Below are 16493 nucleotides of genomic sequence, written 5' to 3' on the forward strand. Positions count from 1 at the left end.
CGCCACCTCATTTGTCGCATCTCACATTATGATAAATAGATAATTGACATAAAATAGTACAAATATATCTTAGCACTCTACTCTTATGGATAAGTGAGATAAATGTGAATAAGCCAATCCTCATCGTCGCGCTTGCTTCGCTCACCTATGGTTGTGGTGGAAGTAGTTCAAATAGTTCGACTGATAGCAATGACTCCTCTGATAACAGCAGCCCGGGGACTTCTTATGGTGTTGTAGCACCTTATGGCATCGCCAAGTATCAAAACATTCTGTCAGGTTCTGACCTTCAAGTATCGGATCCTAACGGTGCGGAGGGTAACAAAACGTCTGAAGTGAAAGATGGTAATTTCGATGGCTACATCAGTGATTACTTTTATGCAGATGAAGGTACAGAAAACCTTATTTTTAGAATGACGAACTATAAGATGCGTTCTGAGGTTCGTGAGGGAGAAAACTTCGATATCAATGAAACGGGTGTAAGACGAAGCTTGTATGCGGAAATAAGCTTACCTGATATCGAGCATGCAATGGCGAGTTCACCTGCCGACCATGATGAAGTGACGTTGCTGCAGATACACAATAAGGGGACTGATGAGAGTGGGAACGGTTACATTCCTCATCCGTTATTGCGTGTGGTATGGGAGCAAGAGAGAGAAGGCCTCACAGGACATTATTGGGCAGTAATGAAGAACAATGCGATTGATTGTAGCAGTGCGGCTGACTCTTCGGATTGTTATGCCACTTCATATAATCGTTACGATTTAGGTGAGGCGGAACTGGATAGCTTTACCAAGTTTGATCTTTCTGTTTACGAGAACACACTGTCGATCAAAGTAAATGATGAAGTAAAAGTGAATCAAGATATTGCGTATTGGCAACACCTGTTGAGCTATTTCAAAGCGGGTATCTATAACCAATTCGAGAACGGTGAAGCGACTGCTTACTATCAGGCGCTGAGATACACTACCACTCAAATTGATGGGTCAAACGATTGGGACATTAATGATTGGAAGCTGACCATTCCGGCAAGTAAAGATACTTGGTATGGAAGCGGTGGTGATAGTGCTGCTGAGTTAGAGCCGGAACGTTGTGACTCGAGTAAAGATCTGCTTTCAAATGACAGCGATGTGTACCACAGCGATATTAATCTTTCTTACTTCAATGCAGATGAAGGAAGAATGCACTTTAGAGCGGATATGGGATACGGCACCTCTACGCAAAACTCTAGCTATATTCGCTCTGAGCTCAGAGAGCTATACCAAAGCAGTGATCAACCAGATTGCAGTACCAGCGATGAAGATACAAGTTGGTACTTAGACGACACCAGAACCAACACAACCAGTCACGAGTTAACCGCAACCCTGCGAATCGAGGACTATCCGAACATTAATAACCAGGCCCCGAAAGTAGTGCTTGGGCAAATACACGGCTGGAAGATCAATCAAGCCCTAGTGAAGTTACTTTGGGAGGGTGAGGGTAAACCAGTACGAGTGATTTTGAACTCAAACTTTGAACGTAACAACCAAGATTGCGATTATTGCGAACCGTTCAGTGTTGAGTTAGGTACTTATTCGGCAAGTGAAGAGTGGCGATATACGATACGTGCCAACCAAGACGGAGTGTACTTAGCAACTCATGACTTAGATGGAACCAACACTGTTTCCCATTCAATTCTTTGGGGACAAGATTATACAGACAAAGATGGCGACACGGTGTCGTTAACATCAGATTGGACATCGGCAGATATTGCTTTCTATTTCAAAGCGGGTATTTACCCTCAATTTAAACCTGATAGCGGCTATGCTGGTGAGGTGTTCGATGTGAGCTTTAGCTCTCTTAGAGCGGCACACTATTGAGTTTCCTGGGACTTGAATGCGATCACTGATGCTTGAATAGCTAGAACGGTGACTTAAAAGACCACATTGGTTTCCAACAATGTGGTCTTTTTACGTTCCGAGAGGAGGGAGGCAATCGTTGGATCTTATCGTTGAACAGAACGGATTCACTGGATTCAAAACTTGTTATTTCAGTTGGGTTATTTTGGTATTGCTAGTCTATTTCGCATTCAATTTTTTTATATATTGTTTTTATCAATAGGAAGTGTGATCCAGTTAAAGTATGGAAAAATCGGAAAGTGTTCCCAGTCTCATTTATTCAACGAAACGTTTTATTTGTATTATAAGATTACGTAATATTTTCATGTTATCGCAAATACTGAGAGGGGAATCGCCTTATAGCTCGTGTTTGCTGATTTAGCTTTCACTTACGAACGCTGTCTTTGTATTATAATAATGGATTAAATATGAAACAAATTACTCTAAAAACCTTACTCGCTTCTTCTATTCTACTTGCGGTTGGTTGTGCGAGCACCAGCACGACGACTGCTGATTTTCCAAATAACAAAGAAACGGGTGAAGCGCTTCTTACTCCGGTTGCTGCTACCGCTAGCAGCCACGATGGAAATGGCCCAGATCGCCTCATTGATCAAGATCTAACAACACGTTGGTCGTCAGCGGGTGACGGTGAGTGGGCAATGCTAGATTATGGTTCAGTACAAGAGTTTGATGCTGTTCAAGCATCCTTCAGTAAAGGTAATGAGCGCCAATCTAAGTTTGATATTCAAGTGAGTGTCGATGGTGAAAATTGGACGACGGTACTTGAGAACCAACTCAGTTCTGGTAAAGCTATCGGCTTAGAGCGCTTTCAGTTTGAGCCAGCAGTAAAAGCTCGTTACGTAAGATATGTTGGTCACGGTAACACCAAAAACGGTTGGAACAGTGTGACTGGATTAGCCGCAGTTAACTGTAGCATTAACGCATGTCCTGCTAGCCATATCATCACTTCAGATGTAGTAGCTGCAGAAGCAGTAATTATCGCTGAAATGAAAGCGGCAGAAAAAGCACGTAAAGCTGCACGTAAAGATCTACGCTCTGGTAACTTCGGCGTAGCAGCGGTTTACCCTTGTGAGACTTCTGTTAAATGTGATACGCGCAGCGCACTACCAGTTCCGACAGGCCTACCAGCAACACCCGTTGCAGGTAATGCACCGAGCCAAAACTTCGACATGACTCATTGGTACCTGTCTCAACCATTCGACCATGACAAAAACGGCAAGCCTGATGACGTGTCTGAGTGGAACCTTGCAAACGGTTACCAGCACCCTGAAATCTTCTACACAGCAGACGATGGCGGTCTAGTATTCAAGGCTTACGTCAAAGGTGTACGTACCTCTAAAAACACTAAGTACGCACGTACTGAGCTTCGTGAAATGATGCGTCGTGGTGACCAGTCTATTAGCACTAAAGGTGTTAACAAGAACAACTGGGTATTCTCAAGCGCACCTGAATCTGATTTAGAAGCAGCGGCTGGTATTGATGGCGTTCTAGAAGCGACATTGAAAATCGACCACGCGACAACAACGGGTAATGCGAATGAAGTAGGTCGCTTTATCATTGGTCAGATTCACGATCAAAACGATGAGCCGATTCGTTTGTACTACCGTAAATTGCCAAACCAACCAACGGGTGCAGTTTACTTTGCACACGAAAGCCAAGATGCAACAAAAGAGGATTTCTACCCTCTAGTGGGCGATATGACAGCAGAAGTGGGTGAAGATGGTATCGCGCTTGGCGAAGTGTTCAGCTACCGCATTGACGTTAAAGGCAACACTATGACGGTTACACTAATGCGTGAAGGCAAAGACGACGTTGTACAAGTGGTTGACATGAGCAACAGCGGCTACGACGTAGGCGGCAAGTACATGTACTTCAAAGCAGGTGTTTACAACCAAAACATCAGCGGTGACCTAGACGATTACTCACAAGCTACGTTCTACCAGTTAGACGTATCGCACGATCAATACCAAAAGTAATCGAACCGAATAACACTTAATATTTAAGTTATCGCAATAGCCTCCAGCCTCAGGGTTTGGAGGCTTTTTTGTGCCTGTCGATTGGGTATGGGAAATAACAGGTAGCTCAATGGTTCGGCTCAAGAGCTGGTGGTTAGCCTTGTTGTCAGTTCTATATTATGTATCGAAACTCTTCGCTCAGTCTTCAACAGCGCTTCTTATTCGCCCTATGTGACTGCATTTGTAAGCCTTGGCTCAAGCTGTTGTTACTGAGAACGATAGGCTTAGGTCGCTCGTACGAGCTTGTACTTACATATTAAGTATTCTCAACCACTCATGGCTAGGTGTTTAAGGTTGGTTTTATATCGTGATTAAATCCTAAGCCCTACGCAAACAGGCTAGTTTTCGTGGTTTTGATGTAGGGAGGAGCTTGAAGTTGCAACATGATTTATACAGAGCTATTTCTAGCCTGGTTAAAAGTGATATGTGTCAAAGCAATATAAATAATTGATGGCGTAGGGGAATTGAAGGGTGGATTGGTGAACTTTCGAGGTTCGAATTTGATATTGAATGAAAGTCTCTTAATGGAGAGAGTAAGTGGGCTATCTGCGAGTTAGTTTTTGCCAAATGAACGATTTGGTTAAGTCGAATAAAAATGCCGTCACTAGGACGGCATTTTTGACAGAGTTTTGGGTTAACTTTACTTACTACTCGTCGTTCAGAGGATCTTCAGCAACAACCGCAGAGAATGTACTTGAGTTGTATGGCGATGCACTTAAATCTGCGCCAATACTGTAGTTCTCGTAGTCATCAGAAAAGATCTCAGTCGTGCCTGCTGTATCGGAATAAACCTTATAGTCGTCGACGTATAAAGTTGTATCTGCTGTTCCACCGTTTGATGAGAATTTAATGGTTGTCGCAGTGACTTCCACACCTGGAGTAGTGTTTTGTGACGTATAAGGACCATACTCTGTACCATTGACCTTAACGGTGTAAGTACCAGCAGCGCTCAAGCTTGATGTGTCCCAAGACATCTCAAGGTCAATCCATGTGCCTGGAGTGAATGTCGTGACTTGAGTGCTTTCGCCACGGAGTGTGATTTTCCCTTCATCAATTTTGAATTCTCCGATCAACGAGCTGGTAGAGTTAGCTGTATCAAATAAAGAGACATACGCAGACTCGGTTTCAGCAGCGTCATAGTACATCGAAACTTTATGTGTCCCCGTCGTCATGCCTGAATCAAACTTGTAACGCAACTCTCCGGTGTCACTTGTATCTTGGTCGGTAATTGCGGCCACTTGGTTGTCGGTAGGCTCAGATGGATCTGGATCGACAGGATCCTCTCCAGTCAAACTAATAACCGTAGCTTCAGAAGTGCTACTGTTATACGGGTTGTTGTTCAAGTCATATCCAACGGAGTAGTCATTGAAAGTGTCTTTGAACTCTTCAACATACTCTCCCGTCGATTCATCAAGTGAGTATACTTTTAGGTTGTCGGCAATCAGTTCATATGGCGTTACGCCACTGTTTGTACCTAGACGAAGGGCTATAACTTGAACTTCACCTGAACTATTTGATGATACCGCTCCAGTATAGGTTTCACCATTGATGGTAAAGGTATGTGACGTTGGCGTCCAAACCACCTCGACAGTTGCATCAAACGTGCTGTTTGCATCGAAGGTACCGCCAGTCGCAGTTAGTGAACCAGAAGCGTCGCGGAATTGAATAATACCGTCACCGATCGCTATGTCACCGTGATGATAAGCGTTGCTTACTTTATCGTTCTCATCATTGGTTGAATAAAGCGAAATATAAGAGTTGTTCTGACCTTCATCAATTTGAGTGCTATCTGGATTAAGTTGATAGGTTAGATCAACAGTTAACTTACCTGAAGAAATCGTTTTGCCGACCGTAGAGCTCGTGTTTAAGATCTTCAGTCTCAACTCACCAGTATCATCGGTTAACGTATCTAAAATTTGAGCGGCATTATTAACGCCTGAAGCTTCATCTGCTGTGTCTGCAGAGCTGGTAACTTCAGTATTATCGCTGTGGTCAGTACCTGAGACCGGAATGTTACCGTCGATAGCAAGACTACCGTCAGCAGCGGAGTAGTCGCCATCTACAGATACCGTACTTACCGTACCGTCATCATTGAATAGCGTGAACGCAACTTGACCTGAAGTATCATCTTCAATTGTCTCTTCATAAGTGGTTTCAAATCGTTCGTATTCACCGAGTGTGGTATCAGCTGAATTGTCAGTGTAGTAATAAAGTGTCTCACCATCTGCTGAGAAGCGATATACGTTGGGTAAATCAGTACTACTCGATGATGAATAGGCTGCTGAGAATGCTGAAGTATCAGAAAATTCCCAATAACCATTTAATAATGCTGAGGTAGGTGTTGCAGGATCGGTAGACCCATCCGTCGGAATAGGTAAACCATCACTGTTACAACCAAATAATAAGCCTGTCGAAAGGGCGACAGCAGTAGCGACTTTAGAAATCTGCATAAAATATTCTCTTTATGATATTAAATCCATATGTAAATCACATAAGAAATAGATAATGAATAGTCGTTAAATATTTATTAGGATGAAACTAACGTTAATTAGAACATCCTATTATTGCCCCAAAAATTTACAAGAGGAGAGGGGTATTTTATAAATTGACTATTTCTAATTAGAATGAGTAAGCAACACCAACACGGTATTTTGCTTCGCGATCTTTAGAAGATGAGCTGATATCAGAAGACCAAATCTCAGCAAAAGGTTTCCAAGAACCGAACTTGTAGTTTACTTTTAAGCCAGCATCCCATTCCCAGTCATCACTATTATAAAGAAGTACGTTATCCAAAGATTTTACATAGTTTGCTTCGTAAGAAAGACCAAGCTCCGGTAGAGACTCAATTTTATATGCACCTGTTAGCGTTATTTTGGATTTTTGAGCTGATTCTAAACGTTCGCCAGTTTCTGAATCCTTATCACCAAACTGTGTATGGTTGCGGAAATCAGCATATTCATGACGGTAACGAATAGCGGTTGTTAAACCCATGTCTGCTTTGTAGCCAACGCGGAATTGTGGTTTGTAAGTGACTTTTTTCATTTTCCAGTCACCATCGTTAGAATTAGGCTCATCCCAATCCCAAGCAATAGGCATACCCACTTGTAGATACCAATTGTTATCTATTTTGTATGTCGCAGTGTTATCGATTTCCATACCATAGATGTACCAATTGCCACCGTAAAAACTCTGGCTGTTCGCTGATTTAACTTCGCCAGAATCTGCGTCGTAGTAAGAATCGTCAGTATGGAATTTAACTTCAAGGCCCGTTGAGTGCTTCCACTTATCTGACAGTTTAAAGCTTTCGCCTAGCTTCACTCGGTGTTGATGGCGAGCGTCTACGTGAGCCGTGTCGCCATTTGTTTTTGTATAATCCGTCGCAGCACGATACTCGTAACGATAATCAAGAGATGCACCAGTAGCTGTGCCCGCTAAAAGAGTACATGCAACAGCTGCAGCAATTTTTGTAACAGAATTCATACCTTTGTCTCACTATTATTTTTTTATTCTGGATACATCCAATGTACCCGTGGCTCACAAACCAATACCTTACGTGGTATTAAATTAATGTATGACAAATATGGTATTTATTATTGAGTCAGATTTCTGTGAGATCTATCAAAAAGTTCTGACTAATGGCCCAAATATATAGCTAAATGTTATGAATATCTCAATTTAGGGCTTGTGTATTAAATCAATCATGACGTACTTCTCATATTCACAAACCTTAGAAACCCACTTTTTTGCATGTGTTAAAATAATACAAATATTAAGTGTTTCTATATGTTAATAATGATGATTTTAACCATCGTGGCTTAAACATAGGGAGCATGTTGAGAGGCATAAATATAAACCATAGCCAGATGTTTAATAAAAGTTAAAAAATGGCTAAATGTAAATTCTATTTATCGGTTGGCTTATTTAAGTCGAAGAGAAAATATTTAGTACTAATTCGTGTTCAAAAGTGGTTTCTGTACTGAGTGTGTACTCGGTATCTGTTAACAATAAAGGATGAGTCATGTTTAAGAAAAACATATTAGCAGTGGCGCTATTAGCGACTGTACCAATGGTTACTTTCGCAAATAACGGTGTTTCTTACCCCGTACCTGCCGATAAATTCGATATGCACAATTGGAAAATAACTATACCTTCAGATATCAATGAAGATGGTCGTGTTGATGAAATAGAAGGGGTGGCAATGATGAGCTACTCACACAGCGATTTCTTCCATCTTGATAAAGACGGTAATCTCGTCTTTGAAGTACAAAACCAAGCGATTACCACGAAGAACTCGAAAAACGCACGCTCTGAGTTACGCCAAATGCCACGCGGTGCTGATTTCTCAATCGATACGGCGGACAAAGGAAACCAGTGGGCATTATCGAGCCACCCAGCAGCGAGTGAATACAGTGCGGTTGGTGGAACATTAGAAGCGAGGTTAAAAGTGAATCACGTTGCGATTAACGCTAAGCACCCAGAAAGGTACCCAGCTCACTCGGTGGTTGTTGGTCAGATTCATGCGAAGAAACACGATGCTTTGATCAAAGCAAAAACAGGTTACGGCCACGGTAACGAACCACTAAAGATCTTCTATAAGAAGTTTCCTGATCAAGAGATGGGCTCAGTCTTTTGGAACTATGAACGTAACTTAGAGAAGAAAGATCCTAACCGCGCAGATATTGCTTACCCAGTTTGGGGCAATACTTGGGAAAACCCAGCAGAGCCTGGTGAAGCGGGGATTGCTCTGGGTGAAGAGTTCAGCTACAAAGTGGAAGTGAAGGGTACAATGATGTACCTAACATTTGAAACGGCTCGCCACGATACTGTTAAGTATGAAATCGACTTGAGCAAGGGCATCGATGAGCTTGATTCGCCAACAGGCTATGCGGAAGATGACTTTTACTACAAAGCGGGTGCGTACGGTCAATGTAGTGTGAACGACTCTCACCCCGTCTGGGGCCCAGGTTGTGCAGGCTCTGGCGATTTCGCTGTCGACAAAAAGAACGGTGATTACAACAGTGTAACTTTCTCTGAACTTAAGCTGAACGGCAAGTAGTACATGCCATCACCAGTAGGCTAGCAGGGTTAACCAGAAGCTAACCATGGTAGATGTTTTCTTAAGACCACTTAAACGAATGTTGAGTGGTCTTTTTGTTTTATAGGAGTTTTAAATCAGCGAGGGCGTATTGAAGTTTATCAATGAAAGGTACAGTTAAAACAATACAACCTTGCCAAAGGACAAGGTTGTATTCAGAAAGCTTAGACAGATTTTAGATATCTTTTAGAGATAACTCTGACCCTTCGAGTCAGTTGGAGATGAACGACATACCATCACTAGTCATACATCAACTCATTGGCCTTGTTTGCATCAAACTCTTTAAGCGACTTGCGCGCCAAATGACGGAATGGGAAGGCTTTGACTATTTCTTCGAATGGTTGGATGGCAAACGCCCAAAAGATAGAACCGTCTAACCCAAAGATGATCAATGCACACAATGGGATTGAAATTACCCATTGGCCCGTGAAGTTTATCTTGAAGACTGCGGTCGTTTTTCCTAGTGCTCTTAATACATTCCCATGGACCGTGTTGTAGCCACGAACAATCGGCAAGAATATGTAGAGTGGGGCAATCACTGCCAGTGCTTGATAGGTAGACTCATCTAAGTTCGGATAAATATCACCAATGACCAGACTTAATCCTGCGAATAAGAGTGCACAAACGAAAGAAATGACGACTGCAATATCGATACTGGTATCAACGTTTTTGACAAGGTCATCCATTTTTTTAGAGCCGATCGCTTGGCTGATCGTAATTGCGGAAGAGTGAGCCCAAGCAGTAATAAATTGAGACACAGCCCGGATCCAAGGCATTACCAAAGTAATCGCAACATACGCGTTGATGTTAAGTTGCGAATAGAGCAGCTGATAAATGGTTGCGCCAATTAAGAGCATCGTTACGTTCGCTGCTACGGGGAATATCTCGATAAAGTGACGGCGAACGTTTGTAAAGAACTCAGATCGCTGAGTGTCTAATTTGAGTGAAATCGCTGAGCTTAAATGCACGCACAAAACCAAATACAGCAAGCGGATCGTTATTGCAATAATGCTGCCTAATGCAGCACCTTGTACTCCAATCCCTTCAAAATTAGAGAAGCCATGAATCAGCACATACGAGAGTACAGCATTGATAGGCAGTTCAATTAAGTAACCTTTGAATGGGACTTTGGTTCTGCCTAGCGCATTAAATAAAGCAATGATCACTTGCGTCAATGCTGTGAAAATGACGAGATACTTTGAGATATCAAGGTAGTGACTGATTTCTAAATAAAGGTCTTTATCGTCGGTTAAGGCTTGAATCAAAGGCTGTTCGAAAAGGGTGAGGAAAAACCAAAATATTGTCGCGATCCCCAAGTTGATGAACAGGCCTGCCCAAAACGCCTTGGATAATGAAGCGGTGATGCCAGAGCCCACTGCACGGCTTAATACTAACTGAGTGCCGTTTGCCAGCGCCATTTGAATTCCCAGTACAAATGCAACGATAGTCGTCGCAATCCCCATTGCTGCTAAAGGGATTTCACCGAGAGGAGAGACAAGCAGTGTGTCGATCATCAACATCGACTGCATCAAGATACCGTTTAAGGCTAGGGGCCAGGCGAGAGAGAAGTTTTTCCTTACGTACGATTGCGAAGACACAAACAACACCTTATGTGTATAACCGTAAGCTTTCTCTGAGACGACCCGACTTCAAGGTTTAAAGATGAAACACTACGGTATGGATGGTAAAAAATTGGACGTTAAAATGTGACTGACTCGTGTATTGAAATGCACGAGTCAGTGGGTGAATCTTGGTTATGCGATGGCGAGTTCAACCCGAGACAGCTTTTGGTTTTCATCGTCTAGTAACACTTGTGAGGCTATTCGAGCCTGCTGAGCGTTACCTGACATAATCGCATCGTATATTGCTTTATGTTCTTCTAAACAGAAGCGACCGCCTTCGGCTGAATGGTCGATGAACTGCTTGAAGATTGTCGACAGAATGTTCGCAAACGGGATGTAGAACTGATTGCCTGTCGATAAGAAAATCGTTTGGTGAAACAGGTGATCGTTGGTTGTCCACTCTTCATAATCAAAGCTGTTTGCTGCAATAGTCATCTTTTGGAACAGAATCGAAAGCTCTTTGCGTTGTTCTACCGTTGCGTTGGTTGCTGCTAGCGCACACGCTTCTGGGTCAATAGCTTTTCTTAAGCCTAAGAACTGAGACAAGAAGGGTTTGGTGTCTTCTAAGTCTTGAATCCAGTACAGCAGTTGTGGGTCTAAGAAGTGCCATTGCGTTCTTGGTTTGATACGAGTGCCGACTTTCGGTTTCGACTCAATCAACCCCTTTGCAGAAAGTAGCTTGGTTGATTCTCGGAGGGCAGTTCTGCTTACTCCAAAGATATCGCACAGCTCCATTTCGCTAGGTAACTTTTGATTTTCTTGTAACTCACCAGATAAGATCTTGCGAGCAATTTGTCGCGCCACTTGAACATGAATTCGGCGGCTTGAATCTTCCACCAATGTAAATATTGACATTTAAACCACCTGAAATTGAAACTTTGAAAACAAAAAAAGCCAGACGAATCTGGCGTTTTGATGTCAGTGTATACGTCTAATATAGCGTGAGGTTTTGCCTCATCTATTAAGGTCTTGTGACCTAATGTAATGTGTAACTTAAAGTGCTGCCTTAAAGCTAAGCTTCTGCCTTTAAGCTAGGACATTATTTGCTTAAGCTAAGGCGCTATCTGTCCGCCGTTTACATCCAAGATTTGCCCTGTGATGTAACCGCTGCAAGCATGGGATGCAAAGAAAGCAAAAGTCGGTGCAACTTCTTCGATATTGCCAAAGCGTCCCATTGGGATGTTGCTAGCAATGTTCGATTTTATCTCGTCGCTTTTACCATCGTGAAATGCAGTATCGATAGTGCCCGGAGAAACAATGTTGAAACGGATATTGTCTTTCGCAAACTCTTTCACCCAGTTACGGTGAATGTCGTGTAACCACGCTTTTGAAGCTGCATAGATGCCAGCACCCACACCGCCACCTTCACGAGCAGCAATCGAACCCGTGCTGATAACACACGATGTTTGCCCCGACTCAGCAGCAGAAGCACGTAAGTGGGGGATAGAAAACTTGGTTGTCATTAATGCAGAGCGAACGTTGAGATCCATGACTCGTTCATAAAACTCGTCATCGATGTTCTCTAGATTTGCACGACCGCCTAAGCCACCTGCGTTATTGATCAAGACATCCATGCCACCAAAATGCTCGGTGAACTCTTTAACTAATCTTTCGCACTCTGATGTGTCCATCAGGTTTGCTGGGAAAAACGCAACATCGCCACCCAATGCAGTGAGTTCTGTTAGAACGTCATCCACTTTTGGGCTGAAAGCACGACTATTGATGCCAATCTTTGCACCATACTTTGCAAAAATACGTGCGGTAGCTAAGCCCATACCAGCAGTAGAGCCGGTAATTAGAATGCGTTTGCCTTTTAAATCATTAAACATCAGAGTCGCCTATATTGTAGATTATTTGCGTTAATAAATCATACAATAACACTTGCCATATTCAAGGGTGTTCATCTCAAAACCGATCATTAACGACATAAATAGTGAGAGTAAGAGTGGTTTTGTGAGTTCGCGCATACTCAAAAAGTGTAAATAAGAACTATTTGTATGAATAAATAGATTGAAGAGGTCTAATGTGTTGAATAGGGGTAAGGTGAGTGAAATATTACTCCAGCCTTTATTGGTAGTTACCTCACGTTATTCTGATGCCGAGTTGGTGCAGATATAAATCAGTGCTATAGTCCGCGTTAAATAATACATATCTAATAAATAAGTAGACACATGGCTGGTTCTTTTAATTCGATTTCAGGCTCTAAGCGAAGCCTTCATGTGCAAGTTGCACGTGAAATCGCTCGTGGTATTTTGTCGGGCAATTTGCCTCAAGGTTCTATTATCCCTGGTGAAATGGCTTTGTGTGAGCAATTTGGTATCAGTAGAACAGCATTAAGAGAAGCCGTTAAGCTTCTGACTTCAAAAGGCCTATTAGAATCTCGTCCTAAGATTGGCACGCGTGTGGTTGACCGCGCATTCTGGAACTTCCTCGATCCACAATTGATCGAGTGGATGGATGGCCTAGCAGACACAGACCAATTTTGTCATCAGTTCTTGGGTTTACGCCGCGCGATTGAACCAGAAGCGTGTGCGTTGGCTGCTCAATCTGCGAGCGCTGAGCAACGTATTGAACTATCGGGTATTTTCCAGCAGATGGTAGAAATCTCGAGTGCCGAAGAATTCGACCAAGAGAGTTGGTTAGATATCGACATGAAGTTCCATAGCCTGATTTTTAATGCAACGGGCAACGACTTTTACCTGCCATTCGGTAATATCTTGACGACGATGTTTGTTAACTTTATTTCTCACTCTTCTGAAGAGGGGAGTACGTGTATTAATGAACACCGCCAAATTTATGAAGCAATCATGGCGGGTAACAGTGACAAAGCGCGCCAAGCGTCTGCAAGTCACTTGTTAGAAACGAACCACAGACTACCAGTCGCTAGCTGATTGTTTTAAAAAGCTTTAGTTATACAAAGCTATAGTTTTACAAAGACTTTGGTTTATAAAAAGACAGTGATTTAAAAATCTTAGTTAAAACAAACTGACACCTAAAAAGCACGTTCAACACGTGCTTTTTTTGTCTTAAAATTTGATGAAAACCTGACCAATGTCCAATATTTAATCTATTATTTACCGTTTTATTAAAATCACTAGTAACCAGTATTTTAAGTTATATAATAATACTAATTAAATTATTGTGAGTGTGATTATGCCCCAGTCTCTGCTGCCAAATATTCTTCAATTCATCGGTCAGATAGACCCTTTCGATAAGATCCCTAAACAAGCACTTCGCGAACTGGCCGCTAATGTTCAAATTACTTACCTCGGCAAAGGGGATGTGGTTGACTTATGTGAGTCGGGTAAGGAGAAGTCGCTCTATATCATTCGAACGGGCTCCATGGAGCAGAGAAAATCAGACGGCGTACTTCGTGCGCGTTTAGGCAGTGAAGATTTGTTCGGCTTTACGTTCTTAGATTCTGAAGTTAACGACGAGAAAGGCTATCGAGCCGTCGCCATCGAAAACACCTTACTTTATGTGATTCCACACTCGGCACTTCAAATGCTGTTTAAAGCATTTCCAAGTTGTGCAGAACACTTTGCATCACAGGCTCAAGTTCGCTTGAAGTCGGCGCTTGATGTGGTGTGGTCAAATAAAGAGAAGGGCTTGTTCATTCGTAAGGTTGAAGAGGTGGCAAGCGGGCAGGTGGCCATCGTTAAGTCTGAACAAACCATCCAATCGGTCGCGGTAGAAATGCTGCATCAACGCTCTCCTTGTGCGGTGATCTATGAAGGTGAAACCATTGTTGGCTTGATCACCGACCGTGATATGACCAAACGCGTGATTGCGCACGGTGTTAGCACTGAAAATTTAATCTCTGAGGTAATGACGCATTCTCCACTCACAGTAAAACCGGACGATCTTGTGTTGCATGCTGCGTCTATCATGATGCAATTCAACATTCGTAACCTTCCTGTAGTGAAAGAGAACAAAGTCGTTGGCCTTCTGACGACGTCTCACTTAGTTCAAAACCACCGTGTTCAAGCGATCTTCTTAATCGAGAAAATCAAATACGCGGGTAGTGTGAAAACCATGTCTTCCTTCACTTCAGAGCGACAAGCAATCTTTGAAGCGCTGGTGGAAGGTAAGGTTGCACCGGAAACGGTCGGCAAGGTAATGACCATGATTATGGATGCCTACACGCGCCGATTGATTCAGATAGCAATTGATAAGTTAGGTCCGCCGCCGTGTGATTTCTCATGGATTGTGGCGGGTTCGCACGCTCGTAACGAAGTTCACATGTTGTCCGATCAAGACAGTGCGATCGTACTGGCAGACGATGCAACCGACAGTGACCGTATTTACTTTAAACACTTAGCCATGATGGTGACCAATGGTCTAGCGAGCTGCGACTACCCACTCTGTCCGGGTAAATTCATGGCTGCGACGCCAAAATGGTGTCAACCGCTCAGTGTATGGAAGCATTACTACAAGAAGTGGGTGGCAAACCCGGAGTACGAACGCTTACTTAACATCAGTGTGTTCCTAGAGATTCGTACAATTTACGGCAACAGTGAATTTGAAGGCATTCTTCGTGATGAACTGCATAACAATATTCGCAGCAACCGTGAGTTCTTAAGCACGCTAGTGAAAGATGCAGTGAACACCAACCCACCGTTGGGCATCTTCAATAGCTTGGTACTTGAGAAGTCGGGTGAGAACAAGAAAACACTCAACGTGAAGAAGTACGCTATTAACTTGATCATCGATTTAGCGCGTATTTACGGTTTGGCTGTGGAGTGTGACTTGTCGGCAACGGACGAACGTTTCGCTGCTGCTAATGAAAAAGGCATGTTGAGTGACGATGCGTTCAAGAACATCCTTGGCGCGTATCAGTTCATTCTGTCTTTCCGTTTCGGTCATCAATTAGAAGCCTTGAAGAACGGGGAAGTGCCAGACAACAATATCAATCCAGACAGCTTTGGTAGCTTTGAACGCAAGCACTTGAAAGACGCCTTTAGAATCATTGCCGACCTTCAAGAAGCGGCGAAAATTCGTTTCGGAGCGCGTTAATGAAAGCCTTGTTGAACCACTTTCACCCGCTTGAGCGAATTAAACGTAAGCGTAAGCAATATCTGGGTACGGTTAAGCTGCCAGAAGCGTTGCATGATCTGGTAGAACAGCCTTGTCCTGAAATGACGGATCTGGCCAAAGACAGCGACTATATCGTGTTGGATCTCGAAACCACAGGCTTAGACAGCGAGCAAGATCTTATCTTGTCTATGGGATGGGTTGATGTGGTAAAAGGGCGAATCGATTTGGCTTCGGCCAAGCATATCTACCTGAACAATGATTCTCAGATCAACGCTGAAACCGCGGTGATTAACCACATCACACCACAAATGTTGGAAGAGGGCGCATCAATTCATGATGCGATGCTCACCTTCTTCGAAGCCGCCAAAGGCAAGATCATCGTCGCGCACGCTTGCATGGTAGAAGAGAGGTTCATTAGCCAATATCTTCTTCGTTGCTATGGTTTACGAGCGATTCCTCTGCTTTGGCTAGATACATTGTGTATCGAAAAGAGTATGGAGAAAGCGATCAGCAATCATGAAGAGGTAGACTTAACTCTGGCTGGGACGCGTGCAAGGTATGGGCTTCCGGAGTACAACAGCCACAATGCGTTAGCCGATGCGGTTTCGACAGCGGAATTGTTTTTAGCTCAGCAGAAGCGAGTTGTGCCTAACGATGACGTGACCGTTGCATTTCTCTATCGGATCAGTCACTAGGGCTAGGAGCGTTAAGTACTTGGCTCTTATTTGAATGATTTGAAAGAAGAAAAGCCAGCGATTAAGCTGGCTTTTGTTTAGGTCTTAGAAAATTAGGACAGTAATTATCTTAGATATATTCATATAGCTATCGA

Annotated in this window: 11 protein-coding genes; 6 read left to right on the forward strand and 5 right to left on the reverse strand. The window is 43.1% G+C overall.

The features are described from left to right. Positions 1–104: 104 nt before the first annotated feature. Positions 105–1856, forward strand: a complete 1752-nt coding sequence (locus L1D22_RS13355) for a polysaccharide lyase family 7 protein (protein ID WP_239830150.1) — start codon at positions 105–107, stop codon at positions 1854–1856. A gap of 446 nt (positions 1857–2302) precedes the next feature. Continuing rightward, entirely contained in the window at positions 2303–3871 is a 1569-nt protein-coding gene (locus tag L1D22_RS13360; RefSeq protein WP_239830151.1) for a polysaccharide lyase family 7 protein, read from the forward strand. A gap of 686 nt (positions 3872–4557) precedes the next feature. Here L1D22_RS13360 and L1D22_RS13365 read toward each other — a convergent pair. Next, positions 4558–6360, reverse strand: a complete 1803-nt coding sequence (locus L1D22_RS13365; RefSeq protein WP_239830152.1) for a hypothetical protein — start codon at positions 6358–6360, stop codon at positions 4558–4560. A 169-nt stretch (positions 6361–6529) separates the two neighbouring features. Further along, positions 6530–7390: an oligogalacturonate-specific porin KdgM family protein gene (locus L1D22_RS13370; RefSeq protein WP_239830153.1), complete on the reverse strand. Its 861-nt coding sequence runs from the start codon at positions 7388–7390 to the stop codon at positions 6530–6532. A 538-nt stretch (positions 7391–7928) separates the two neighbouring features. Between L1D22_RS13370 and L1D22_RS13375 the strand changes: the two genes are divergently transcribed. Continuing rightward, complete coding sequence (locus tag L1D22_RS13375) at positions 7929–8966, forward strand: polysaccharide lyase family 7 protein (RefSeq protein ID WP_239830154.1); 1038 nt, start codon at positions 7929–7931, stop codon at positions 8964–8966. A 278-nt stretch (positions 8967–9244) separates the two neighbouring features. Here the strand turns inward: L1D22_RS13375 and L1D22_RS13380 are convergent, their stop codons facing one another. From L1D22_RS13380 to L1D22_RS13390, 3 genes are all read right to left on the reverse strand, one after another. Next, positions 9245–10612, reverse strand: a complete 1368-nt coding sequence (locus tag L1D22_RS13380) for an MATE family efflux transporter (protein ID WP_345772810.1) — start codon at positions 10610–10612, stop codon at positions 9245–9247. Between the two features lie 147 nt (positions 10613–10759). Beyond that, positions 10760–11482, reverse strand: a complete 723-nt coding sequence (locus L1D22_RS13385; protein ID WP_017632465.1) for a FadR/GntR family transcriptional regulator — start codon at positions 11480–11482, stop codon at positions 10760–10762. Positions 11483–11679: 197 nt separating this feature from the next. Then, a complete protein-coding gene (locus L1D22_RS13390; protein WP_239830155.1) occupies positions 11680–12456 on the reverse strand; it encodes an SDR family NAD(P)-dependent oxidoreductase in 777 nt (258 codons plus the stop codon). A 342-nt stretch (positions 12457–12798) separates the two neighbouring features. Between L1D22_RS13390 and L1D22_RS13395 the strand changes: the two genes are divergently transcribed. From L1D22_RS13395 to L1D22_RS13405, 3 genes are all read left to right on the forward strand, one after another. Then, positions 12799–13518: a FadR/GntR family transcriptional regulator gene (locus tag L1D22_RS13395; RefSeq protein WP_239830156.1), complete on the forward strand. Its 720-nt coding sequence runs from the start codon at positions 12799–12801 to the stop codon at positions 13516–13518. A gap of 262 nt (positions 13519–13780) precedes the next feature. Continuing rightward, positions 13781–15643 (forward strand): DUF294 nucleotidyltransferase-like domain-containing protein, encoded by a 1863-nt coding sequence (locus L1D22_RS13400; RefSeq protein ID WP_239830157.1) that lies wholly within the window; start codon positions 13781–13783, stop codon positions 15641–15643. After that, positions 15643–16359 (forward strand): 3'-5' exonuclease, encoded by a 717-nt coding sequence (locus tag L1D22_RS13405; protein ID WP_239830158.1) that lies wholly within the window; start codon positions 15643–15645, stop codon positions 16357–16359. The genes L1D22_RS13400 and L1D22_RS13405 overlap by 1 nt, the downstream gene beginning before the upstream one ends. Positions 16360–16493: the final 134 nt, after the last annotated feature.

The organism is Vibrio sp. Isolate34, assembly GCF_022397915.1.
Classification (GTDB): Bacteria; Pseudomonadota; Gammaproteobacteria; order Enterobacterales; family Vibrionaceae; genus Vibrio.

Coding starts and splice junctions, on each gene's coding strand:
- L1D22_RS13390 (WP_239830155.1), bottom strand. CDS start 12,456: ATGTTTAATGATTTAAAAGGCAAACGCATTCTAATTACCGGCTCTACT.
- L1D22_RS13365 (WP_239830152.1), bottom strand. CDS start 6,360: ATGCAGATTTCTAAAGTCGCTACTGCTGTCGCCCTTTCGACAGGCTTA.
- L1D22_RS13370 (WP_239830153.1), bottom strand. CDS start 7,390: ATGAATTCTGTTACAAAAATTGCTGCAGCTGTTGCATGTACTCTTTTA.
- L1D22_RS13375 (WP_239830154.1), top strand. CDS start 7,929: ATGTTTAAGAAAAACATATTAGCAGTGGCGCTATTAGCGACTGTACCA.
- L1D22_RS13400 (WP_239830157.1), top strand. CDS start 13,781: ATGCCCCAGTCTCTGCTGCCAAATATTCTTCAATTCATCGGTCAGATA.
- L1D22_RS13385 (WP_017632465.1), bottom strand. CDS start 11,482: ATGTCAATATTTACATTGGTGGAAGATTCAAGCCGCCGAATTCATGTT.
- L1D22_RS13360 (WP_239830151.1), top strand. CDS start 2,303: ATGAAACAAATTACTCTAAAAACCTTACTCGCTTCTTCTATTCTACTT.
- L1D22_RS13405 (WP_239830158.1), top strand. CDS start 15,643: ATGAAAGCCTTGTTGAACCACTTTCACCCGCTTGAGCGAATTAAACGT.
- L1D22_RS13395 (WP_239830156.1), top strand. CDS start 12,799: ATGGCTGGTTCTTTTAATTCGATTTCAGGCTCTAAGCGAAGCCTTCAT.